This window comes from Paenibacillus violae (assembly GCF_032461945.1).
In the GTDB taxonomy this organism is placed as follows: domain Bacteria; phylum Bacillota; class Bacilli; order Paenibacillales; family NBRC-103111; genus Paenibacillus_E; species Paenibacillus_E violae.
In genome coordinates this window covers 198,549-222,739 of record NZ_JAWCUD010000010.1, presented here as the reverse complement: position 1 = coordinate 222,739, position 24,191 = coordinate 198,549, and the positions used below count along the sequence as shown (strand labels likewise).

The following is a 24,191-nucleotide window of genomic DNA, read 5'->3' as shown; positions in this document are numbered from 1 at the left end:
TCCGAACATCAGAAAGGGTGACTTCAGGTGCAATACAGCTGGTTTAACCGCAACTTAAAATGGATTTATACCCTTCCGGCCGTCATCTTCGTCCTGCTCATGATGCTGTTTCCCATCATCTACACGGTGCGCATCAGCTTTTACGAGTGGAGCATGTCCGCTACGACGCCACCCCTGTGGGTGGGCTTAGCCAACTACACAGCTTTACTAAAAGACGAGCGCTTCTGGCATGCCGCAGGCTCGACATTTTATTTTACCTTTGCAGCACTCGCTTTGGAGGTTATCCTTGGCATCGCCATCGCTTTGCTGCTTTCCAGAGAGTTTCGCGGGAAGAACCTCGTCAAAACAGTGTTCTTGCTCCCGATGGTCGCCACACCGGTCGCCATGGGCTTGGTCTGGATGCTGATATATGAGCCGACAATCGGCGTCGCCAACATGATGCTCAAATCATTAGGGCTAGAACCCCTGCTATGGCTGGCTTCTCCCAATCAGGTTATTCCTTCTCTGGTCATCGTAGATGTCTGGGAATGGACGCCGATGATTGCGCTCATCATCATGGCCGGGTTGGCTACACTGCCAACCGACCCTTATGAAGCCGCTGATGTGGACGGCGCAAGTACATGGAGAAAGTTCGTTTCCATCACACTTCCGCTTTTAAGACCAACGATTATTGTGGCGGCTATGCTCCGCTTGATCGACGTATTGAAAACATTCGACATCATCTACGCAACAACCCAAGGCGGACCGAACTTCGCTTCGGAGACACTGAATCTTTACGGCTATGTACTTGGCTTCCAATACTTCAAGCTCGGTATGGCGTCGTCCCTGCTTGTCATCTTCTTCGCGTTAGTGATGGGCCTTACGTTATTTATGATTTGGATGCGCAAACGAATGGAGGGAGCCACTTCATGAAGAAAAAAAGAGGTTCACGATTGCTCCAAACCCTGCTCACCTTCATCGTGTTGATTGTTTTTGCATTCCCGTTTGTCTGGATGCTGCTCGCCTCCTTTAAAACACAATCGCAAATTTTGTCGACCGGCTCATTGTTTATTTTCAAACCGACTTTTCATAACTATGTCAGTGTGTTCAAGGAATACGATTTCTTGAAATTCATTTGGAACAGCTTCCTTGTTGCCTTCGGTTCGACGCTGCTGTCCCTTATTCTGGGCCTTCCGGCAGCCTATGCAATTGCAAGACATCACCTTCAAAAGCTTGGGCTTCTCATTCTAGTTGCGAGAATCATCCCTGGGATTACGTTCCTGATCCCTTGGTTCATTTTATTTTCCAAAATCCACTTGGTGGACACGTATACGGCCCTTATTCTAAGCCACATGCTCGTCGGTTTGCCTTTTATTATCTGGATTATGATCTCCTTCTTCGAAGCTTTGCCAACGGAAATCGAAGAATCCGGCCTTATTGACGGCTGTACACATCATCAGGTTTTCTTGCGGATTATTCTCCCGATCTCCGGGCCTGGCGTAATTACGGCATCTCTGCTTTCATTTATCTTCTCGTGGAACAATTTCATGTTCTCTGTCATTCTGGCCGGGGACAAAACGAAGACGCTGCCGATCGCCGTATTTAACTTCATGTCTTATTCGGAGATTAATTGGGGCGCTCTTATGGCCGCAGCCTGCATCATTACGCTTCCGGTGCTGATTATCGCTTTAGTTTCGCAGCGCTATGTTGTCAGCGGGCTTTCCGCAGGTGCTGTAAAAGGTTAATTCCGAAGGGTTATCCCTGGATACAATGACGAGAGAGGTTCCTTCATTTGGAGGACTTCTCTCGTAGGCGTATACTCTAAGTTATAACGCTTAGCGGACCCGGAAGGTGATTTGGCATGCCCTATAAATTGAATATTTTCAGCAAAATCTTAATCATGTTGATCTTACTGCTCATTCCTATCGTGCTGCTGTACAGCTATACGAACCGGATTACGAATAACGTTGTGCAGGATCAGATTCAGTCTTCAAATTTAAATCAGCTCTCCTTCTTCATGCATCAACTGGATGCGGATGTGGAGCGGCTGGCCATGTCCCCCGTCATTCTCGGGAGCGATCCTTATATGAGGGAATATATTAATCGGAGCGATTCACCGGACTATGATGTGCTGAAAGAACAATCGCGAATGATTCAAAAACTCAGCTTGCAAAGCGTCTCCAGCGGCTGGGTCAATGAACTCACGGTTGCCATACCCAAGGGAAAGCAGGTGCTTTCCTCCAGCATTTTCGTCAACGGCACGGATGTGTGGCCTTGGCATCGAGCCATTCAGCGCACCTGGACCTATGAGATACGGGAAGGCGACAAAGGGATTGGGTCGTTCATCCGGGAAATTAGCGAGCCGATTCGTGCGCAGACGGTGGACCAAGCAAATGTGCTTTATCAAGTAAGGTTCAGCGTCCAAAACATGGTGAATCTTATGGACGTGTACAAGCAGGATAAACGGAGCGATCCTTTTTTGGTGGACGGCAGGAACGCTTTGATTGTGAACAGTTCTTCCAACCAGCAGATTACGAATGCCATTAGAGAGCAGCTTGCCCTTGATGGGGACCTTCCCAACTCCGGTCAAGTCCAGTTCGAGATCGATCGTCAGCAGTATTTGATCAGCTATGTGAAATCCACTCAGCTAGGCTGGTATTTAGTCGATTATGTGCCTGTGGAGAAAATACTTTCGCCCATTACCATGACGCGCAAATTGTTCTATACCACCATCGGACTTCTGCTCGTTATGAGTGTGCTTGCTTCTTTCATGCTGTACCGGAACGTACAAATACCGATTGGCAAAATGATGCAAAGTGTACAAAAGGTGAAACGCGGCGATCTATCCGCCCGCATCCACTACAAGGCCAAAAATGAATTTGATTTCCTTATTCAGCGGTTCAATGAAATGGCAGAGCAAATTCAAGTGCTGGTCGAAGACGTCTATGCCGAGAAAATTCGGTCCCGCGAAGCCACCTTGAAGCAGCTGCAATCGCAGATTCATCCGCACTTTCTGTATAACTCCTTATTCTTCATCATCAATTCAGCCGAGATGGAGGATAAAGAATCTGTCGTGGCTATGGCGCAAAATTTGGCCGAATTCTACCGCTATACGACCAGGGTTGAAAAGCAGGCCGTTAAACTGTCAGATGAGCTTGATCTGGTCGGCCACTACTTGAATATTCAGCACCTGCGTATCCATCGATTGAAATACGATATTTCTGTTCCCGTGAATATGCTGGATGAATGGGTTCCGCGGCTGATCCTCCAGCCTTTGGTGGAGAATGCCATCCTGCACGGCATCGAACGCAGCGTGGAAGGCGATCTTATCACCATAACCGGTGAGCAGGATGAGAATTGGAACCGCGTCATCGTTGAAGATAACGGCGCTGGACTGAACGAGGCGGGACTAGCTCGACTGCTGGAACAGCTGCATTCCCCAATGTCGGATGACATTGGCTGCGGCACTTGGAACGTCCACCACCGGCTGTATTACCAGTTCGGAGAAGGATCAGGGCTTACTTTTTATCCCGGTGAAAAAGGAGGCTTGAAGGCTGTGTTAACTTGGAAGCGCGGTGCGCAGATGAACCTTCCGGAAGCTGGCGGGGAGAGCAAACGATGATTCAACTTTTGATTGTCGATGACGAAGCTCATGTCGTAGATCGGCTTCATGCCACGATTGACTGGGCATCCATTGGGATTGAACAAGTATTCAAAGCCTACTCAGGCAAGGAAGCATTGGAGCTCCTGGAGCAATTCTCCATCGATATTGTTCTTACCGACATTCAAATGCCGGGTATATCGGGCTTGCAGCTCATAGCCGAAATAAACCGCAGATGGCAGAAAACAAAATGCATTCTCTTATCGGGTTACTCCGATTTCAACTATGCCAAGGAAGCGATTCTTCAAGGTACCGAGGATTATTTGCTGAAACCCGTGACCGAACCGGATTTGCTGGCTGCTGTCGGGCGGGTCATGGAGAAGCTTCAGAGCGAGTGGCAGGAAGTTTTCTCCAAGCAGCGATTGAGCTATACAGTGAAGGAAAACCTCCCTCTGCTGCGGGGAAATTTACTGAGCGACCTTCTTCAGGGGCGCAAACTTACTGAGCAATCCCTCCGGGACAAAATGCAGATGCTGGAGCTTCCGGATTTCCATGAACACCCCTGTGTGCTAATGATGATACGGCTTGAGTCAGATTTCCTGGAGTACGATATGAGCCGTCTATCCCTTATGGAGTATGCCATCAGCAACATGGTCGAGGAGCTGTTCGCGGAGAAATTTGATAGCTGGCACACGAAAGATGCACATGATTATTTGATTTTTGTGATGAAAAAGAAGCCGCTGGCCGAGGATCAAGAAGACTCCTCCTGGCTCGAGAGAACCGCTTCCGTCCTGCAATCTGCCGTCAAAAATTATTTAAAAGGTAAAATCTCCATTCTGCTGAGCAGCTGGGGACAATTTCCCAGTGAGGTTACCTCCCTGTATAACGCCTCTTTGAACGCTTTTCGCAAACAAATTGGCAGTGAACATGAGCTGTTGATGCGGCTTGGCGACGAATCCGTTCAGCCAGAGCTCTCCGCTCTTCAAAGACTGTACGAACCGCCTACGCTCAATCATCTCCTGGAAGCCGCCCGTTGGGAGGATACGGAGGATAAGCTAACTCTGATTTTCGATGAAATGGAAGCGAAATTCTCCGAGTCTCAGGAGCATTTGCTGGAGGTTTACTTCTCTGTAGCGTCTGCCTTTGCTTATATTGCTCATAAAAATGGCCGGCCTCTGCACCAACTCATCGGCGGTGATTACGACCGGATGACCGAAGGCATCCCGTTTCGTACGGTCAACCAGCTGCGTGATTGGACAATTCGCTCCTTGCATCGGATGAGAGAAGACATGGATCAAGAGCGGAAAGACAGCCGTGTCACCTTGATTAATGACATCAGGTCCTTTATCGATCAACATCTGGCCAACGATGTCTCGCTGCAGTCTATTGCCGATCATGTCTTTTTGCACCCTGTTTACGTGTCTAAAATTTATAAGCTGGAAACCGGCGATAACCTCAGCGATTATGTCAATCGCGTACGAATGGATCGAGCGGCTTATCTGCTGAAGAACGGTCACGATAAAATATACGAAATCGCTACACAGCTCGGTTACCAACGTCCCCACTCCTTCAACCATGCCTTCAAAAAGCATTACGGCATGACCCCGCAGGAGTACCGTGATCAATATTCATAAAAAAGGAGGATGTACGGTATGTCGTCGGAAGTTTTGCAGCAGTTGAAGAAATCAAAGGTCATTGCCATCATTCGCGGCATTGAGCCCTCTCAGGCTCAGCCTCTTTTTGAGGCGCTTGAGCGCGGCGGCATCGCACTAGCCGAAGTGACACTGAATACGCCAAATGCATTGCAAATCATCCAAATGATGCGCAAAAAGTATGAGGGCCGTATGGTGATTGGTGCCGGCACCGTGCTGAACGCCGCTTACGCGGATGAAGCCATTCAGGCCGGCGCCCAGTTCCTGATTTCGCCGAATGTGGATCAGGGCATGATTGAAAAGGCTTTAGCTAGCGAGGTGCTTCCGATTCCGGGAGCCCTTACTCCGACAGAAATTGTGCAGGCCATGAACTGCGGGGCATCAACGGTGAAATTATTCCCTTGCTCCAGCTTGGGACCTTCTTATTTGAAAGAAATAAAAGGACCTCTGAACGATGTAAACCTCCTCGCCGTTGGCGGAATCACGAAGGACAATGCTGCCGCTTATCTCGAAGCAGGCGCTTTTTCCGTCGGCGTGGGAGGAAGTTTGGTCTCACTTAGCGAAATTCAAAAAGGGAATTATAAAGCGATTACAACATATGCCGAGCAGCTCATGGCGGCAGTAAACCAGTAAGACATTCTAGGTTATGGGAGAGGAAATTTACCATGAAGATTACGAAATTAGAACTGTTTAAGGTGCCGCCAAGATGGTTGTTTTTGAAAATCGAAACCGATGAAGGCATTACGGGTTGGGGCGAGCCGATCGTCGAAGGGAAAGCGGATACAGTCGCAGCCGCCGTCATGGAGATGAGTGAGCAAATCATTGGCCAAGATCCCATGCGGATTGAAGATATGTTTCAGGTCTTGTACCGCGGCGGTTTCTATCGCGGAGGCCCTATTCTGACCAGCGCGATCTCCGGCATCGAGCAAGCGCTTTGGGACATTAAGGGGAAATTCTACAATGCCCCTATTTATGATCTGCTTGGCGGTGCGTGCCGTGACCGCACACGCGTTTATTCGTGGATCGGCGGCGACCGTCCGAGCGACGTTGGGTTGGCGGCCAAACAGCAGGTGGCCGCGGGCTTTACGGCCGTGAAGATGAATGCCACGGAAGAAATGCACTACATCGACTCGCTCAGCAAAGTGGACGAGGCCATCGCTCGTATTGCCGCTGTCCGCGAAGCCGTCGGCCGGGATGTCGGCATTGGCATCGACTTCCACGGGCGCATTCATAAGTCCATGGCCAAAATCCTCGTCAAAGAACTGGAGCCATACCGCCCTATGTTCATTGAAGAGCCTGTTCTGCCGGAAAATAATGAGGCGCTTCGGGAGATCGCCCGCCATACCTCATGCCCGATCGCAACCGGCGAGCGCATGTACACACGCTGGGGCTTCAAAGATCTGCTGGCGCAAGGCTATGTAGACATTATCCAACCGGATCTTTCCCATGCCGGAGGCATTCTGGAGACTCGCAAAATCGCCGCGATGGCGGAAGCTTACGACGTTGCGGTTGCGCCGCATTGCCCGTTAGGCCCTATTGCCCTAGCCTCCTGCTTGCAGCTGGACACATGCTCCCCGAACGCTTTCATTCAGGAGCAAAGCTTGGGTATTCACTACAATCAAGGCAGCGACTTGCTCGATTATTTGAAGGATCCAGCAGTGTTCCAATACGAAGACGGCTTCGTCAAAAACCTGACCGCACCAGGACTCGGCATCGAAATCAACGAGGACAAGGTTCGTGAAATGGCCGCTATCGGGCACACTTGGAAAAATCCCGTTTGGCGCCAAGCGGATGGTACGGTAGCGGAGTGGTAGGATCCTGGTTCTAGCTTCCTCCCCCTCTTCTGGTGATTAGGCATAACGTGAGGCTGCTCCCGAAGGTCTGTAAAGACCGGTGGGGCAGCCTTTTTCCATTTACGACGAGAACAAGGCGACGGTTGCATAAGAATCCCGCCCGCCAATAGCCACTCAGTCGTCAGCACGTGAGCAGCCACACTCTTCTATTACGGACTCAGCAGCCGTTATTCTGCTAAATTCGGCTGATTTCCCGTGCTAACGGACGGAGGAGGCGCTATTTATGGATTTTGCCGCTGTTTTTGGCATTTTCATAGCCAATAGCGGCTCGTGAGTCCGTTAGATGCTGAATCTACCTCAAAAGCAGCAAATAGCGTCATCTCAGTCCGTTAGCGCCGACAGTAGGTGCTGGCAGACCCTCGAACAAAAAAAACAGAGCCACGCAAAATTCGCGGGCTCTGTTTTTATCGTAAAGATTATTTCAATTCTGTAATAAATCTGTCCATCTCACCATTCGGTGTAGTCACAGACTCATAAACTCTGATGGAAACATTATTTTGAACTTGGTTTTGCGTCAAATTGCTGAAGCTCAGCGATTGCGTGCCGCTCACCAAACGATTTGTTCCGCTGAAAGGGAACGAACTCGATCCCAATGAACTTCCGGAACCATCAACCAATTCAAATTTCAATTTGGAGAAGTTATTATCTACAAGGACTTCAGGGTCACGTGTAATGTCCAAATCAAGATTTAATTTGTAGGAATAAGATAAGGACGGAGTTGTTATCGTCAGCTGAGATAAAGTCCAGCTTTTGATGTTCAACTTGAATGGATATAAGGAAACATTGTTATGATCATTGTCGCTTTGCGTGCTGACCGTGTAGCTGGCAATGGTGGATTTATAACCCGTTTGGCCTTGCGAAGCTCCTGCAAGGACACCCTGCACATTCAGTTTGTACTGATCACTTTGGTCTGTCGATGGAATGGTATAGCCATAGCTAACTACGACACCAGTTCCAGGAGCGATGTCCGAAGTACCTAACGTTTGACGGCTTCCTGTATACGTGAAACCATCTTTCCCTGTTAAATCCGCGGCTAAAGCCGGTACAGGAATCGGCTTATCACCTTTATTAACCAGCTTGAACTTCGCTAATCCCGTTTTATTTCCGGTTTCTTCGTTATTCGTCACATGCAATTCTTCTAACGATACAGCCAGATTAGGATTGATGAACTCATTCCCTTGCTCGAATACCATCGGTGTACCAAATGTATAGTTGCCTCCGGAAGGGACTGTGCTTGTTTCTGTTCCGCCATTAGCCGGAAGTCCGAATCCAATGCGTCCTGTATAGTATTGAAGCGGCGTTGTTTGGCCTTGTTTCAAGAAACTTTCAGGTGTAAGAACATAGAAAGCATTCAATTGCGTACTTGCTTCCGTCGTAACCGCAAAATGGATATATTTCTGTTCTCCCGCATTCAGAGTTATTGGGGATTCCTCAACTCTTTTTCCAATAAAAGATTGTCCATTCGATTTCCCGCTAAGCGTAAAATCCGGAATGGTTTCCGCATAACTTCCCGAGTTCTGAACTTTCACTTGTACGATATAGGTTGGCGATTGCCCCGAGAACTGCTTGGACAAACTTGTCGCCGAATATTTCAAAGATGAAGTCACGCCTGGAATGGAGAAGGTAGCTCCCCACTCTCCCATGAGCGAAGCATCATTGATCACAGCATCATTACCGCGCCATACAATCGATCCAACAGGAGAATCCGCAAGCAGCGTTTCCTGCTTAGGATATACTTTTGTATCCACATCGATCCAAAGAACATCCGTTAAACTTACGTCCGACTTTACATTAATATCGGTCATATAACTAAGTGTCACATCACTCTGAGGCAAAATCGAACGAGCGTTGCTTGCGCTTGGCACTAACGTGTAGTCCGTGCCGTCTGACGTTCTGACACGCAACTCGTAATCAGGAACACGTATCGTGGAATTGGACGAATTGGTTAGCTTAACGACGGTTCCAACTCTCCAACCATCTGTTGTTTTTTCCTGTAGAACACTCTTGACTTGAGCCTGTGAACCTCCTGGAAGACTATAGGCTTTCAGGTCTTCTGCATGGATTTCCGAATGCTGTCCGGAAGGTATACTCCCAGGTACAAATTGCTGCTTCGCTGCATAAGAGGAAGTAACCAACAGGTCGCGTGTCGCAGGTTGGGTTCCCCCGAATGTACCGTCAGCTTGGTTGCTGAGCAGGTTCAATTGAATCGCCAACGCGGCATAACCTTTGGCCCAACTGGAGACGGTGTTATCATTAACCCCTGTAGTTCCTTTAGCTTGGGCATCTTTATTCAATCCCCGAAGTAGGAAGGCGGCCAGCTGCTCTTTCGTAACTTCGCCTGCCGGGTTGTAGGTGCCTTGGCCAAAGCCGTCGGTAAGGTTAGCAGCTTTCAACGCTTCGATATAAGGTAGAGCATAACCATTTGCCGGATCTGAGCTGCTCACATCGCTGAAACTAGATACCTGCAAAGTTGAATTTACCTTCAATCCGAAAATTAAAGCCGCCACTTTGGCGAATTGCGCACGGTTCATTTTATCATGAAGGCCAAAAACGCCATTGCTTACTCCATCAAAAATACCTGCGGAAATCATCGCATCAAATTTAGCTTTGGTTCCCGCATCAAGCCCATTTAAATCACTGAAATCCGCTGAGGATTTAGCGCCAGTCGCACCTAGAGCTACAGATGCAAATAAAGTAACAGCCATAGCTGAGCTCACGATAACGGATAAACTTTTCTTCATTGTCGTACTCCTCTCAAAAGCTGGATATAAATCTGGATATCATCAAATCATTTACTTTTTGACCTCGGTTGGCGCCTTTTTTCTCTGGATAAAGAAAAGGACGAAAGGGATACATATAAAAGCAGGCATAGCAGAAATATAGAACGTATCGGCGATTGACCTGACTAATGACTCTTTTTGCATGATGCCGGCTAGATAGCTAGCCGCAGTTCCTGAGGCTGTTGCCATATCTACCGACCATGAATAAATGGAGCCTGAGAGCATGGATACCGTATTATTCGCTGAAACCGAATCAACCGGCACATTATCGCTGATGTGTTGAAAGTGAAGAATTTGACGATTGCTCATAAGCGCCGTAAAGATGGCAATCCCCAGGGAACCAGCTACTTGACGCACAACGTTGGATAGCGGTGAAGCATTCCCTACCTGCTGTGGAGATACCGCACGCATACCCGCTGTAGTTAGTGGCATCATACAAAGCCCAATTCCGATACCGCGGATCGTTAATATGGTATTTAGCCAATGGTTAGGCGTATCCGTCGTGAGATGGTGCAGATCCAATGTCGTGACACCAAGGATGGTAAGACCCGTGATACACAAAGGGACAATCCCGAATTTATCGGCGAGCTTGCCACTGATCGGCATCATAAGCGCCATCGCGATGGACTGCGGCATCATCACAAGCCCGGTCTGCATGGCGGAGAGCCCTTGAATATTCTGGAGATATAAAGGGGTCAAGAACGTACCGCCCATCATACCCATCATAACTAAACTACCTGCAATAACGCTAATGGCAAATTTTAAATTTTTAAAAAGCTTCAAGTCAAGCACAGGCTGTTCGACTCCGAGCTCCACCCAGATCAAGAGCAGCAAACTGAAGAATGCAACAAACAGCAAACTAATGATGAATAAAGAAGTCCATCCTTGCTGCTGGCCTTTACTTAGCGCCAATAGCAGACTTCCGAAGAAGACCATGGACAGAATAGCTCCGGTTAAGTCGAATTTCAATCCTTCTCTTCGCGGAGATTCTTTCAGCAAGACCTTCCCAAGTATGACAGCAAGAATCCCAATAGGTACATTAATGAAAAAGAGTAATCTCCAGCTGTAATTCTGGATTAGATATCCGCCGAACGTCGGCCCGAGTGCAGGGGCACACATCGCGGCTACCCCCCACAGGCCAATGGCCGTACCGGTTTTCTCCCGGGGAAACGTGGTATAAATAATGGACATCCCGATTGGCATAATAAATCCGCCGGCAAAACCTTGAATGATTCGGAACAAGATCATTGTACTAGAACTCCAAGCCAGACCGCAAACTACGGAAAATAAGGTAAACCCGGCTACAGAGAAAATAAATATATTTTTATTTCCGAATTTGGCACCGAGAAAGCCGCTCATCGGAATAACCATCGCAGATGCCAAGGTATATCCCGTAATGACCCACTGCATCGTATTAATATCCGAGCCGAATACGGCAACGAATTTGTTCATAGCTACATTCATTAAGCTGCTGTTCAGAACGGCAACGAAGGTACCCATGACGATGGCGATAAGCGACAGCCACATTTTACCGGAGCCTTCTGATTCTTGTTGTTTTACTGCCGATGCATCGGCCATAGCTGCGCCTCCTATTCGGCTTTTACCTTCGTGCCTTCAGCAATCTTGTCTGCAGGATTCACGACAATTTGTTCATTCGCCTTTAATTTATCCGTAGGCAGCACGTACGACCAATCCTGGTTTTTCTCCTCCGTTTTTACTTCAACGAGGTGAGCTGTGTTGTCAGTTACGATGAATACATACTCTTTTTGATCTTTTTTAATAATTGCGCTTTTCGGAACTTCCAAACGGCTTTCTTGAGCAGCGTTCAGTTTAACTTCCGCCACCATACCTGCAAAAAGCAAACCATCTTTGTTGTCTACCTTCACTTTGACAGGGAACGTGTTGCTGTTCGCGTTGGCAACGGGACTTACGAAAGAAATCTCGCCTTTAAAAGTTTGATTCGGCAAGTTTTGAATCGCAACGTCTACCTGCATGCCGGCCTTCACTTGTGTGATCTGGCTGTCGGACACACTTAGTTCCACTTGAACTTGATCCATGTTCACCAGAGAGAGGATTTGCACGCCCGGTTGAGCGAGTTCACCCACGGAAATGCTTTTTTTGACAATAAGTCCGTCGATTGGCGCGGTAATTGTCGCATTGCTCAAACCGCTGTTAGCAAGTTCCAAACCTGCATTCAAACGGTCAACATCAGCCTGAAGCGCTGAAATCGTATTATCTGTTGGTCCTACTTTAGCCAATTGCAGCTTAGCTTCTGCTCCTTGGAGTTGTGCTTCAGCCGCTTTTTGAGCGCCTTGTGCTTGTTCAGAGGCAGCTTTCGCTTTCTCATAATCAAGTGTTCCTTTATCCAAATCTTCTTGCGTTACACCAGAATTGCTGTCGTAAGAATTTCTCAAACGGTTATAAGTGCTTGTAGCGAGATCGAGTCCTGCTTTGGCTTGCTCCATCGCCGCGGTTGCCTGTTGATAAGCCCCTTGAGCTGCGCTAACTGCGCTTTGAAGCCCTTGAATCTCCTGGGAACGGGCACCTGCTTTTGTATCAACAAGTTTCGCTTGCGCCGCAACGAGGGCAGATTCCGCTTGTTTCACTTGCTGCGTTAGATCACTTGTTTCCAGTTGAACCAACACATCGCCTTGTTTGACTTTACTGCCTTCTTGCACGTTTACGTTGGCAACTTTACCAGCTACTTTGGATACAATTTTAATATCCTGATCCGGAATAACTTTACCACTTAAGCCTGCAGTTGCAGGTTGACCCACTTTAATAACTTGAATCGGTACGGCTGCGGAATCCGCTTGACCTGAAACTTTGGCGCCACATCCAGGAAGGATCACAATAGCTGCCAATATGAGAATCGCTGGAACGATTATTTGTTTTCGTTTACGCATCGTCGACTAACTCCTCTTGTTTTAGTTGCCCTTCAAATGAATTTTGATTGAAGTGCTAATTCCGGGTGATAATTCAAGCCCTTGATTGTCATCGATCGAAATTTTGATAGGGATACGTTGGGTGACTTTTGTAAAATTCCCGCTTGTATTCGTAGCAGGCAGCAGCGAAAAGGTCGACGCAGTGGCTTTACTAATTTCTTGCACTTTGCCTAGCAGCACTTTGCCAGGGAAATTGTCCAAATTGATCTCTACAACTTCGCCTTCCTTGACCTTATGAATCTCTGTTTCCTCCACATTGGCCGACACGTACAACTTGTTCGTATCTACGACCATCGCTACCGTTTGACCTGGTGAGGAGACTTCTCCGGCTTTAACCAAAGTTTTAATGACAGTTCCTTCAATTGGCGAGCGTAGTGCCGCTTGATCGAGGCTGCTTGTGGGCAAATTATTATTGTCTTGCTGCCCAATAATCTGATCGGCCAACACATGATCTCCTTCGCTAACTTGCAACGAAGTCACTTTTCCGGTAATTCGCGGCATTACTTTATAGATGTCTCCGGCAAGCCTTGAGTCATCCGTAGTTAGGTAGTTTTGGCCTTCATACCAAAAATAACCGCCGATTCCTCCGCCGACGATGACCAAAGCGGTCAATATGATATACAACATTACTTTACGCTTCATGATTTCTCCTCAACCTTCTTTTCCAAATGTCTTGTAATCAAATCGAAAGAATTATGAATAGTGACTAATTCTTCTTCTGAGAATCCATTTAAAAACTTAGAATAATTAGCTTCTTGAAAAAAAGTATTTTCCTCAAACCTTGCCAGTTTCTTCTCAGACATATAAATCCAAGTCACGCGGCGATCCACTTCGTCTTTCACACGTTCAAGCCAACCATCGCGTTCAAGCCGATCTATGATACCCGACACGGTACTGTAAGATAAATCAACAGCGTCGACAATCTGCCCGATCGTCTTGGGCTCCTTCTTAATTTGACACAACGTCATGAATTGGGGAGGTGTTAATCCCAAACAATTAATCCTTTTAGCTAACGACTCTTTATGGTATCTCGTCAATTGCCTCAGAAGTTTAGCAATATTGGTCTCAAGATACATCCACACACCTCATTTCAGACGAATAGAATTGAAGAGCCACATTGACTCCCCCAAAAACAAGTTGTATCATAAAACTACATTGTTGTATTATACAACTTTATAGAGGGTTGTCAATCATCATTTTCAGCCTCTTTTCAGATTCAAAATTGGAGTTGGGTATGTTACCATAGTTCATATAGCTAATGGGGTGAAGAAGTATGAAAATAGATTCATTGGAGATCATAGAACTTGAAATGGCCATATTTGTTCGCCGCCTCACGTCTTTGTCATCCGACAAGAAATTCGGTAATATCGATCGCTCCGCTTATCTGTTGTTACACCAAATATCAGCTCATGGCTGCGCTGGCGTAAAAGCATTGGCGGATATTTTTCAATTGGATATCTCCACCGTCAGTAGGCAAGCATCTTCATTAGAGCAGAAAGAATACGTGTACAGAATACCTGACCCCCAAGATCGAAGGGCATATACCTTACACATAACGGATTTGGGTAAACATGAATTAGATGAATATAAAAAGGCAAGGTCGGTCCGATTCAAGGAAGTACTAAAAGAATGGTCAGATGAAGAATGCCAAACATTCGCACAATTGTTACGAAAATTCAATATTACAATCAATGAAAGTCGTGCCAAAGAGCCCAACTAATCCTAGTTGGGCAAAAAAAGAGGTCGACCAGAAACATCCGGTGACCTCATGTAAAGTGAAACCTTTAAAACAAATCCAGCTGCCTCGGTGCCAGCCCTTCATAATCAAGCCCCAGCATCGCCATCAACTGCTTAGCATTCCCAGCCGCGTGTCCACCCGAGTTGTTGTTGAACACCACACAGACTTCCCGTGTCTTCTCCTGAAGTTGCATAAGCCAATCCTTCCATTCCAATAATTCCTGTTGATTGTAGTCGTATAAATATCGCACATCGCGCCAATTTGCTTCGTTGTTTTGCACCCAACCGCCGACATTCCGTCCGTGGAATCGTACCATTGTCATATCAGGATGCGTGACCTCCAGCACCGTAGGAACGGAGCCCACTCCCGCCTGCGGCTCGTCACAGATGCTATGCATCCAACCTTCGCGCTTCATGAATGTGAGCGTCTTCTCCTGCATGTCCTCTTTGAACCAGCTCTGATGGCGGAATTCCAGAGCTACAGGCACATCCCCCATGCGTTCTCTCGCATCGCGCAGCACATCCACATTAGCTTTGCTGCAATCGAACCAGGGTGGATATTGGAACAGAACCGTCTTCAGCTTACCCGTTTCTTGAACGGGTCGAATCGACTGCAAGAAAGTCTCAAACATCTCTCCGATCCCGCCGGCAAAAGGATTCGCTCCCCGCAAATGCCCCGTCATTCCCTGGTACGCCTTAATGATGAATCCGAATCCTTCCGGAGTCTCTTGATTCCACTTCATGTAGTTGCGTTCCGGCTGAATCGCGTAAAACGAAGTGTCCACCTCCACAACCGGAAAGTGTGCGCCGTACTCCCGCAGCTTCCCTCTACTGCCGCCCAGCTCGTGATCGCCCCATCCGGCGAGACCGATATTGATCATTGTAAGTTCCCCTTACATCGCTGATTTTCTTTTATTGTAGCTTTTTGAAGGGGAGTTGGACAACTAAGGGGTCTAGAACGAAACATGAAACATTTTCATCCAAAAAACCGTCAACAGCATTGAAAAACCATAAGCTAATAGAGGTTTGACCGAAAACAATTTGAGCATAGGAAACATGATGATATTAAAAATAATTGACCATCCTAAAGACCAGCCGTATTGATACTCGATTCTACCCGTCAAAGAGTAGATGTACTCCACCCCGCCATAGATGAGCACCCATTGGACATAGTGAAAAAAGACCTTCATCCGGCCCTGCGGGAAATTCGTCAGAAACAAGAGTGCCGTGGCTGGGAAAGTAAGAAAGGTGTAAATCAATTCCGTGAGGCCTGTATCCCCGAACCAGTCGGGAGTCAGCGTCCAGAGCATACGCTCAGCGCATAAATAGTTGTATAATAAATTACCAATAGCGAAATACATCATCGTAGGTTGATACTTCTGCCAGTTCCGCCAATCGCCCCATCGATACGAAGCCCAAACACTGAAAATAGCCACAAATAAGTGCATAACGACATGTCTCCTTCTCGTTGTATCTATTATACAAATAATTTACAATTATATACAAATAAGTTACAAAATTATACATTTTGTGACATGCACCAACTATGACATACTGCTGTTAGTGAGCTTGCTATATATTGAAATAAAAGCGTGTAGGAGGCCTATGCATGACTGAACATATGGATAAAATCCTCAGCCGACGCGACCTCAACCGGGCGCTCCTGGCTCGGCAGCTGCTGCTGCGGCGATCGGACATGCCTGTCCTCGCGGCGGTCCGGCACCTCGTCGGGCTGCAAGCGCAAGCCCCCAACCCACCCTACGTGGGGTTGTGGACCCGCCTGCAAAGCTTTCACCATGAGCAGCTGTCGCAGCTCATCCTGGATCGAAGCATCGTGCGCATCGCCTTGATGCGCTCGACGATCCACCTCGTCACGGCAGACGACTGCGTGACGCTGCGCCCGATCCTGCAAGCCGTGCAGGATCGCGGCTTGCAAGGCGCGTTCGGCAAGAAGCTTGCCGAACTGGACCTGGACGCGCTTGCCGCCGCCGGGCGAGCGCTGCTTGAGGCGCAGCCGCTCACGCTAGGTGAGCTCGGCAAGCGCCTGAGGGCCCAGTGGCCGCAGCGCGACGCCACGGCCTTGGCGCAAGCGGTGCGCTGCCGCTTGCCGCTGGTTCAGGTGCCTCCGCGAGGCATCTGGGGAGCCGCCGGGCAGGCGGCCCACACGACCGCGGAGGCGTGGCTTAGCCGCCCGCTGGCGGAGGCGGCCAGTGTGGATGCCATGTTGCTGCGCTACTTGGCGGCATTTGGGCCTGCATCTGTGAAGGATATGCAGGTATGGTCCGGGCTGACCCGGCTGCGCGAGGTCATGGAGCGGCTGCGCCCCGGCCTGCTCGTCTTTCGCGACGAGCACGGCAGTGAGCTGTTCGACCTGCCGGAGGCGCCACGGCCGGACGCTAGCACGCCTGCTCCCCCTCGCTTCTTGGGGGAGTTCGACAACATGCTGCTATCCTACGACGACCGCTCCCGCATTATGGCGGAGGAGCTGAAGCAGCGTGTGTTTACGTATAACGGCATCATTCGCGCAGCGCTGCTTATTGACGGTTTTGTCAGCGGCACTTGGTCCATTGTGATGCACAAACGAAAAGTGTGCGTGTTAACAATCACGCTATTCCGCGTCATTTCCTCGTCAGAACGAGCTAGTGTTGAAGCAGAGGCTGAGGGGCTCTGCGCCTTTCATTTTCCTGAGGCCGAGTCCGTGGAAATTTGCTATAACTAAAAAGGCTGCCCCACAAGGTCGGAAACAACCTTTGAGACAGCCTTCTAGGCCATATGAGTAGTTATCTTGGGGTAGGGGGAACTGTGGTCCGCTATTTTTCACGATACAGCCGATTCTTCAGGTTAGTGGGAACTACGTTCCGCTATTTTAGCAAAATTGGCCAAAATACAAGTTCATTATGCGAAATAAGGCCCTGTAGTTCCATCTCACCTAGAAATGAGCCCATTTTGGCTCATTTAAGACCCTGCACTTCCCCTATTCCGCCTTGCCGACCACCTGTCGCACATTAAACGCACAACCGGCCTATTTCGCTGCTTTTTCAGCCCATTTCGCCTTCAATGCGCTTTCTACTTCCGCAAGAATCTGATCGGCTGTTTTACCGTCCGTAGAAATACCCAGCTTCTCAGCACGTTTATTTAATGCTGCGGCTTTTTTCGCATCTTTGCCTGCTGAGAGAGCTGCATGAATCTCTTTCGCTGTTTTCCCCTCTGTTGCAATACCCGCCGCTGTTGCTTTTTCTTGCAGTTTAGTCAACTCAGCTGCTTTCAGCGCCGCTTTGATCTCTTTATTCGTTTTACCTTCTGTACTAATGCCGAGCTTCGTCGCTTTTGCCTGCAGCTTCGTCAATGCCGCCGCCTTCAATGCCTCTCTCAGCTCTTTGTTCGTTTTTCCATCCGTACTTATCCCCTGCTTCGTCGCTTTCGCCTGCAACTTCGTCAATGCCGCCGCCTTCAATGCTTCTCTCAGCTCTTTGTTCGTTTTTCCATCCGTGCTGATTCCCAGCTTCGTCGCTCTCGCCTGCAGTTTTACCTGCACCGCTGCTTGGATGTCCGCTTTGAGCTGCTCATCTGTTTTGCCGTCTGTGCTGATGCCCAGTTTTGCTGCGGCTTTTTTCAAGCGCTCTGTGTTTTGGGCTGCACTTGCCGTTTTCAGTTCATCTTTGATCTGTTTGTTTGTTTTACCGTCCGTCGATATGCCAAAAGCTTGCGCTTTATCCAACAATAATTGTTTAAGTGGATGAAACGTGCTGCTCTGCGATTCCGCCGCAAAAGCCGCCACCGGAACAGTTAATGCAATCGCGCCCACCAAAGCTAGTCCTGTTAATTTTTTCAACATAAGTATCACTCCTCGATTGGTCTATGGTTATGTTTACCTTACGAAACCTATCTTAGCGGATAATTATGTCATAAGTTTGTCATAGCGCGACGTTTAAACAACCGGCAAAAATATTTTAAATACCGTCCCCGCCCCAACCTTTGACTCAACTCGAATAGAGCCTCCGTGGGCTTCAACGATATGTTTACAGATCGTCAGTCCGAGGCCTGCACCGGAGCGATTGCGGCTTTCATCCGCTTTATAGAAGCGGTCAAACAGATGCGGCAGCTTCTCCGGCGCAATACCTTGACCATTATCCCAGACCTCGATCCAGCGCTCATTTCTGACTGCTTTCACCCGAATTCCCGCCTCTGATCCCTCTGGGATATGATTAATCGCGTTATCCAGTAAATTAATGAATACCTGCCTCAACCGATCGGCATCCCCCTGCACCCTGTAGGCCATCTCCGCCTCCGAACTTAGTTCGATCCGTTTGGCCTTGGCTTTCATCTTCAACTGGGTGACCACGTGGGTAATGACATCGGATACATCCATAGGTTGAAAACTCAACTTCACCTGCTTCTCCTCAAAAGAAGACAGCTCCATCAAATCATCCACCAAACTGCTCAGTCGCAGCGTCTCTTGAAGAGATACCTGAATGAACTCTTTGGCATCCTCCGGCTCCACAACACCGTCCGTTATCCCCTGCAGAGAGGCTCGAATCGTTGTCAGTGGCGTCCGCAGCTCGTGTGAAATTTCAGAGAGAAACCTTTTGCGCCCCTCTTCCACCTTCTGCAGCTTGCCTGCCATGCGATTCAGCGATCCCGACAGCGATGCAATCTCGTCCTTCCCTCGAACGGGGACCCTTCCGCTAAAATCCCCCAAAGCCAGCGCCTCCGCTGTCTTGCTCATGAGCTGAATCGGCTTCACAAAATGCCGTGAAACAAAGTACAGCACAGCCATCGCCAGTAGCGCCACCGATATGGCCGAGATATAGATCGCTCGATTGATATCGTTGATCGTTCCTTGGATATTCATAATTGGCGTATACAGAAAAATCGCCCCAACCACATGGTTCTCCTGCACCACAGGACGTCCGACAATCAACATTTTCACCGTACTATTCTGGGTGAAATTGCTCCGCACCGTCACCTGATTCCCTGCCAGCACTTTATCCAGCCATTCCTTGCGTGCCGGGGACTCGCCGATGGACTGGAGTTTATCCGCATTCACTTTTGGATGCTTGATCAGAGACACTCGAACGTTGGACGATTTCTCTATCGCACTTATTTGTTTGCGGAAATCCTTCTGCAAAGTAGACCCGTCGAATAACTCTTTGGCTAACTCATCGACCTGTTCAACTTTCTCCAGCAAGAGCTTTTCACTGCGGTCATATGTCTTCTGTTTCATGGAATAACCGATCGTTCCTGAAATCGCAAGAATAGACACAACCGTGATGGACATGTAGATAAATAAGAGCTTGCGGTAAAAAGAGTTCAGCATGACTCAGGTCCCTCGAACTTGTAGCCAATGCCCCACACGGTCCGAATGCTCCAGTCTACTTTTCTTTCCGTATGCGCCGATAGCTTCTGTCTTAGGCGTTTTATGTATAAGTCAACGACACGGTCTTCCCCCTCAAAATCCCAACCCCATATCTTGGCGATGAGATCTTCGCGAGTGAATACCTGATTCGGATTACGTACAAAAAATAACAGGAGCTCGTACTCCTTTTTGGGCAAAGCGACCAGTTGACCCTCTACGGTGACATCGTGGGAAAGAGCGTCTACCCGCAGGCTGCCGACTTCATAAATGTTTGAGGGCGCTGACGCTTCCGTACGAATCAGCGTTCTGCGAAGTATCGTCGTCACGCGAGCAACCAGCTCGTTCGGGTCAAAGGGCTTGACCAGATAATCGTCTGCGCCCATTTGCAAACCTTCTATTCGCTCATCCACGTGAGCTCTGGCTGTCAGCATCAAGATCGGTACATCGCTCATTGCGCGAATCTTCTGGCACACGGACCAGCCATCCCGCTTCGGCAGCATAATATCGAGCACGATGAAGTCGGGCTGCAGCTCTTCGAACTGCGTGAGAGCCTGCTCGCCGTCATTTGCGGTCATCACCGCATAGCCGCTTTTTTCTAAGTAAAGCTTCGTAATGCGGCAAATATTCAGATCATCATCTACCACCAAAACGGTTTTCACAAGGCACACTCCCCTGAAATTAGGTTCTATGACACCATCATACTGGATATTTGTGAATAAAAAATTTATTCATTGCGAAAATGCTGCCACTTCCACCACCATCTCGGCGCCGAGACAGTCTTTTTGGCTCTTTCGGTGGACGTTAGGCTTGTTTTTCAGCGTTAACGCAGACTTCCGGTGCGTTCCACACACGTTAGCGATGTTTTTCGACGTTTCAGCGGACGGCACTCGTCTTTTCGGCTCTTTCGCCGGACGTTAAGCTTGTTTTTCAGCGTTAACGCAAACTTCCGGCGCATTCCACACACGTTAGCAATGTTTTTCGACGTTTCAGCAGGCCGCACGCCACTTTTTGGCTCTTTCAGTGGACGTTAAGCTTGTTTTTCAGCGTTAACGCAAACTTCCGGCGCATTCCACACACGTCAGCAATGTTTTCGGCGTTTCAGCAGGCCACATGCGACTTTTTGGCTCTTTCGCCGGACGTTAAGCTTGTTTTTCAGCGTTAACGCAAACTTCTGGCGCGTTCCACACACGTTTAGCAATGTTTTTCGGCGTTCTAGCAGCGACGAGGCCCGTTAGTGTTGCCCAGCCACCAAACAAATCAAAAAAAATCCTAGCCTAAGCTAGGATTTTAAACTTTACACTTCAAAAGAGCTTTTCAGCGAAACAATTAGGTTGAACACCAGTTTGTCGCTAGTTGTATGCTTCGGATCCACGTTGAAATAGCCATGGCGGAAGAATTGGAACTTATCATGCGGCTTCGCTTCTTTCATGCCCGCTTCCACAAAACCTTGCACGATTTGCAGGGAGTTCGGGTTCAGGTTTTCTAAGAAGGAGGCATTCTCGTCTTCTTGGTCATCTAAGATAAGCGGCTCATACAGGCGGAACTCCGCAGGTACGGCGCTTTTCGCATCGACCCAGTGGATCGTGCCTTTGACTTTACGGCCTGTAAAGCCGCTGCCGCTTTTCGTTTCGACGTCGTACGTACAGTGAAGCTCGATCACTTTTCCGCTGTCGTCTTTGACGAAATCGTTGCATTTGATGAAGTATGCATTTTTCAGGCGCACTTCATTGCCGGGAAATAAGCGGAAATATTTGTTCGGCGGATTTTCCATGAAATCCTCTTGCTCGATGTAGATCTCGCGGGAGAATGGAATTTGGCGGCTGCCCATTTCCGGGTTCTCCGAGTTATTCTCGGCATCCAGCATCTCAACGCTATCCTCTGGATAGTTGGTGATGACGACTTTCAGCGGATTGAGAATACCCATCGTGCGGAGAGCCTTCAATTTCAAATCTTCGCGGATAAAATGATCCAGCATTTTCGCATCAACCGTGCTGTTGCTGCGGGCAACGCCGATTTCACGGGCAAAAGTGCGAATCGCTTCCGGTGTAAACCCTCTGCGTCGCAGTCCGGAAATGGTCGGCATCCGCGGATCGTCCCAACCGTCAACGGCCTTCTCGTCTACGAGTTGTTTCAGCTTCCTTTTACTCATTACGGTGTTCGTAAGATTCAAACGTGCAAATTCGTATTGTCTCGGCACATTTGGCATTTCGCACTCGCGGATGACCCAGTCATAGAAAGGTCGTTGATCCTCGAACTCCAGGGTACAGATGGAATGCGTGACACCCTCGATTGCGTCCTCAATCGGATGCGCGTACGCGTACATTGGGTAGATGCACCAAGCGTCACCCGTATTGTGGTGGTGAGCATGAACCACACGATAGATCACCGGATCACGGAAGTTAATATTCGGCGAGGACATGTCGATCTTCGCGCGCAGCACGCGTTCGCCATCTTTGAACTCACCGGCGCGCATGCGCTCGAACAAGCTGAGATTTTCTTCCACACTACGGTCGCGATGCGGGCTGTTCGTACCAGGCGCAGTTAAAGTACCGCGACTTTCACGAATTTGTTCCGCTGTTTGATCATCTACGTAAGCCAAACCTTTACGAATTAGAATCACAGCGCGGTTGTACATTTCCTCGAAATAATTCGAAGCAAAAAAGAGACCGTCCCATTTAAATCCGAGCCACTCGACATCAGCTTTAATGGATTCCACATACTCTGTATCTTCCTTAACGGGATTCGTATCGTCAAAGCGGAGGTTCGTTAGCCCTTTGAACTCATCCGCCAATTCAAAATTAAGAACAATTGACTTCGCATGTCCTATATGAAGGTATCCGTTCGGCTCTGGGGGAAAACGGGTGACGACCTGGCTGACTTTGCCTGAATTCAAATCTTCGATTACAATATTCTTAATGAAATTGGACGGGGTGCTCGTTGGAGTCTTCGTTTCCATATTGCGCCAGCCTTTCTCCCAATGGTTAAAGTTTTATTTTCTATCATACACTAAAAGTTACTAAAATATAAAGGAGCCCAAGCGATGGAAACATTCGATCATTATCTGGATAAATACGCAGAACTCGCAATTCGTGTAGGATTAAACGTACAAAAGGATCAAACAGTCGTCATCATGACGCCAATATCATGTGCGGAGTTCGTGCGCAAGCTGACTAAAAAAGCCTATGAGGCAGGCGCGAAAGACGTCGTTATCGACTGGGATGACGATGAAGTAAAAGCGCTGCGACTCAAGCATGCGCCTGAGTCAACGCTTCGCGAATATCCGATGTGGCGCGCGAACGGCCTGGAAGAAATGGCGAAGAATGACGCTGCATTTCTGCAAATTTACGCACCGAACTCCGACTTGCTTAAAGATGTAGACCCTGAGCGGGTTGCTATTTCCAGCAAAACCGCAGCGACAGCGCGCGAAGGCTTCCTCAATTATATGCGCAACAATCAAGTCAGTTGGTTAATGGTCTCCTACCCGACGGCCGAATGGTCAGCTAAGGTATTCCCAAATTTGAGCGAAGCTGATCGTGTTAAGAAGCTTTGGGAGCAAATTTTCAAACTTACTCGCGTGGATAAAGAAGATCCTGTTGCAGCATGGAATGAACACATTGAGACTTTGACAGGTAAACAGAATATGCTGAACAGCAAGAAATATAAGCAGCTTCATTTCAAGGCAGAAGGCACTGATCTGTACATTGAGCTTGCGCCTAAGCACCAATGGGTTGCTGCAGGAAGCGAAACCGAGAAAGGTGTTTTCTTCATTCCGAACATTCCAACCGAAGAAGTCTTCACCATGCCCGCCAAAACAGGGACGAACGGAACAGTGCGCAGCACGCTGCCTCTGAGCTACCAAGGTTCTCTGATCGATGGCTTCTCGCTTACTTTCGAGCATGGCAAAGTGGTAAAAGCAACCGCCGAAGTAGGGCAAGAAGTGCTGAACAAAATGCTGGATATGGATGAAGGCTCCCGCTATTTGGGGGAAGTGGCACTCGTGCCGTATGATTCGCCGATTTCAAACTCCGGATTGATCTATTACAATACGTTATTTGACGAAAATGCCTCCTGCCACATCGCGTTAGGTAATTCGTATCCTTTCACGATTGAAGGCGGAACGTCGATGAGTCTCGAAGAGCTCAACCAGAATGGTTTTAATAAAAGCTTGATCCACGTCGATTTCATGATTGGTTCAGCCGACATGGCCATTGATGGCTTATCAGAAGATGGCACTCGCGAGCCTTTGTTCCGCAATGGCAACTGGGTGTAAGAACAAGCCATCCTCTCA

20 protein-coding genes are annotated in these 24,191 nt (G+C 48.4%); 9 read left to right on the top strand and 11 right to left on the bottom strand.

The genetic code is table 11. From position 1 onward, the window contains the following. Positions 1 to 27 precede the first annotated feature (27 nt). The 6 genes from RQP52_RS25775 (at position 28) to dgoD (ending at position 7,046) form a co-directional block, all read left to right on the top strand. On the top strand, positions 28 to 912 hold the full coding sequence (locus RQP52_RS25775) for a carbohydrate ABC transporter permease (protein ID WP_315954493.1): 885 nt from the start codon (positions 28 to 30) through the stop codon (positions 910 to 912). Continuing rightward, on the top strand, positions 909 to 1,724 hold the full coding sequence (locus RQP52_RS25770; protein ID WP_315954492.1) for a carbohydrate ABC transporter permease: 816 nt from the start codon (positions 909 to 911) through the stop codon (positions 1,722 to 1,724). Before RQP52_RS25775 ends, RQP52_RS25770 begins: the two co-directional genes overlap by 4 nt. 116 nt (positions 1,725 to 1,840) lie before the next feature. Further along, on the top strand, positions 1,841 to 3,601 hold the full coding sequence (locus tag RQP52_RS25765; protein ID WP_315954491.1) for a sensor histidine kinase: 1,761 nt from the start codon (positions 1,841 to 1,843) through the stop codon (positions 3,599 to 3,601). Further along, entirely contained in the window at positions 3,598 to 5,214 is a 1,617-nt protein-coding gene (locus RQP52_RS25760; protein WP_315954490.1) for a response regulator, read from the top strand. Before RQP52_RS25765 ends, RQP52_RS25760 begins: the two co-directional genes overlap by 4 nt. An 18-nt stretch (positions 5,215 to 5,232) precedes the next feature. Then, complete coding sequence (locus RQP52_RS25755; RefSeq protein ID WP_315954489.1) at positions 5,233 to 5,865, top strand: bifunctional 4-hydroxy-2-oxoglutarate aldolase/2-dehydro-3-deoxy-phosphogluconate aldolase; 633 nt, start codon at positions 5,233 to 5,235, stop codon at positions 5,863 to 5,865. Positions 5,866 to 5,897: 32 nt separating this feature from the next. Continuing rightward, the gene (gene dgoD, locus RQP52_RS25750) at positions 5,898 to 7,046 is read left to right on the top strand and encodes a galactonate dehydratase (protein WP_315954488.1); all 1,149 of its coding nucleotides are present in this window, start codon (positions 5,898 to 5,900) and stop codon (positions 7,044 to 7,046) included. A gap of 455 nt (positions 7,047 to 7,501) precedes the next feature. On the opposite strand, the gene RQP52_RS36640 is transcribed toward dgoD, so the two are convergent. From RQP52_RS36640 to RQP52_RS25725, 5 genes are read right to left on the bottom strand one after another with little or no spacing between them, the layout of a single operon-like run. After that, positions 7,502 to 9,826, bottom strand: a complete 2,325-nt coding sequence (locus RQP52_RS36640; RefSeq protein WP_315954487.1) for an S-layer homology domain-containing protein — start codon at positions 9,824 to 9,826, stop codon at positions 7,502 to 7,504. A gap of 51 nt (positions 9,827 to 9,877) precedes the next feature. Then, positions 9,878 to 11,443 carry a DHA2 family efflux MFS transporter permease subunit gene (locus RQP52_RS25740; RefSeq protein WP_315954486.1) on the bottom strand — a complete coding sequence of 522 codons (1,566 nt, stop codon included), beginning with the start codon at positions 11,441 to 11,443 and terminating at the stop codon, positions 9,878 to 9,880. Between the two features lie 11 nt (positions 11,444 to 11,454). Further along, complete coding sequence (locus tag RQP52_RS25735; protein WP_315954485.1) at positions 11,455 to 12,771, bottom strand: efflux RND transporter periplasmic adaptor subunit; 1,317 nt, start codon at positions 12,769 to 12,771, stop codon at positions 11,455 to 11,457. Between the two features lie 21 nt (positions 12,772 to 12,792). Then, positions 12,793 to 13,452 carry an efflux RND transporter periplasmic adaptor subunit gene (locus tag RQP52_RS25730; protein ID WP_315954484.1) on the bottom strand — a complete coding sequence of 220 codons (660 nt, stop codon included), beginning with the start codon at positions 13,450 to 13,452 and terminating at the stop codon, positions 12,793 to 12,795. Further along, on the bottom strand, positions 13,449 to 13,886 hold the full coding sequence (locus tag RQP52_RS25725; protein WP_315954483.1) for a MarR family winged helix-turn-helix transcriptional regulator: 438 nt from the start codon (positions 13,884 to 13,886) through the stop codon (positions 13,449 to 13,451). Before RQP52_RS25725 ends, RQP52_RS25730 begins: the two co-directional genes overlap by 4 nt. Before the next feature lie 197 nt (positions 13,887 to 14,083). Between RQP52_RS25725 and RQP52_RS25720 the strand changes: the two genes are divergently transcribed. Then, complete coding sequence (locus RQP52_RS25720; RefSeq protein ID WP_315954482.1) at positions 14,084 to 14,530, top strand: MarR family winged helix-turn-helix transcriptional regulator; 447 nt, start codon at positions 14,084 to 14,086, stop codon at positions 14,528 to 14,530. Positions 14,531 to 14,594: 64 nt separating this feature from the next. On the opposite strand, the gene RQP52_RS25715 is transcribed toward RQP52_RS25720, so the two are convergent. Both RQP52_RS25715 and RQP52_RS25710 read right to left on the bottom strand, forming a co-directional pair. Beyond that, positions 14,595 to 15,428, bottom strand: coding sequence for a DUF72 domain-containing protein (locus RQP52_RS25715; RefSeq protein ID WP_315954481.1), 834 nt, complete (start codon positions 15,426 to 15,428; stop codon positions 14,595 to 14,597). Positions 15,429 to 15,500: 72 nt separating this feature from the next. Continuing rightward, the gene (locus tag RQP52_RS25710; RefSeq protein WP_315954480.1) at positions 15,501 to 15,995 is read right to left on the bottom strand and encodes a CBO0543 family protein; all 495 of its coding nucleotides are present in this window, start codon (positions 15,993 to 15,995) and stop codon (positions 15,501 to 15,503) included. Positions 15,996 to 16,156: 161 nt separating this feature from the next. Here RQP52_RS25710 and RQP52_RS25705 point away from each other — a divergent pair, with 161 nt between their 5' ends. Further along, positions 16,157 to 17,266: a winged helix DNA-binding domain-containing protein gene (locus tag RQP52_RS25705; RefSeq protein ID WP_315954479.1), complete on the top strand. Its 1,110-nt coding sequence runs from the start codon at positions 16,157 to 16,159 to the stop codon at positions 17,264 to 17,266. A gap of 303 nt (positions 17,267 to 17,569) precedes the next feature. Here RQP52_RS25705 and RQP52_RS25700 read toward each other — a convergent pair whose 3' ends face one another. From RQP52_RS25700 to RQP52_RS25685, 4 genes are all read right to left on the bottom strand, one after another. Then, the gene (locus tag RQP52_RS25700) at positions 17,570 to 18,382 is read right to left on the bottom strand and encodes a hypothetical protein (RefSeq protein ID WP_315954478.1); all 813 of its coding nucleotides are present in this window, start codon (positions 18,380 to 18,382) and stop codon (positions 17,570 to 17,572) included. A 93-nt stretch (positions 18,383 to 18,475) separates the two neighbouring features. Then, a complete protein-coding gene (locus tag RQP52_RS25695; RefSeq protein WP_315954477.1) occupies positions 18,476 to 19,864 on the bottom strand; it encodes a sensor histidine kinase in 1,389 nt (462 codons plus the stop codon). After that, positions 19,858 to 20,562, bottom strand: coding sequence for a response regulator transcription factor (locus tag RQP52_RS25690; RefSeq protein ID WP_315954476.1), 705 nt, complete (start codon positions 20,560 to 20,562; stop codon positions 19,858 to 19,860). The genes RQP52_RS25695 and RQP52_RS25690 overlap by 7 nt, the downstream gene beginning before the upstream one ends. Positions 20,563 to 21,197: 635 nt before the next feature. Further along, positions 21,198 to 22,859 (bottom strand): glutamine--tRNA ligase/YqeY domain fusion protein, encoded by a 1,662-nt coding sequence (locus RQP52_RS25685; RefSeq protein ID WP_315954475.1) that lies wholly within the window; start codon positions 22,857 to 22,859, stop codon positions 21,198 to 21,200. Between the two features lie 84 nt (positions 22,860 to 22,943). Between RQP52_RS25685 and RQP52_RS25680 the strand changes: the two genes are divergently transcribed. Further along, on the top strand, positions 22,944 to 24,173 hold the full coding sequence (locus tag RQP52_RS25680; RefSeq protein ID WP_315954474.1) for an aminopeptidase: 1,230 nt from the start codon (positions 22,944 to 22,946) through the stop codon (positions 24,171 to 24,173). Positions 24,174 to 24,191: the final 18 nt, after the last annotated feature.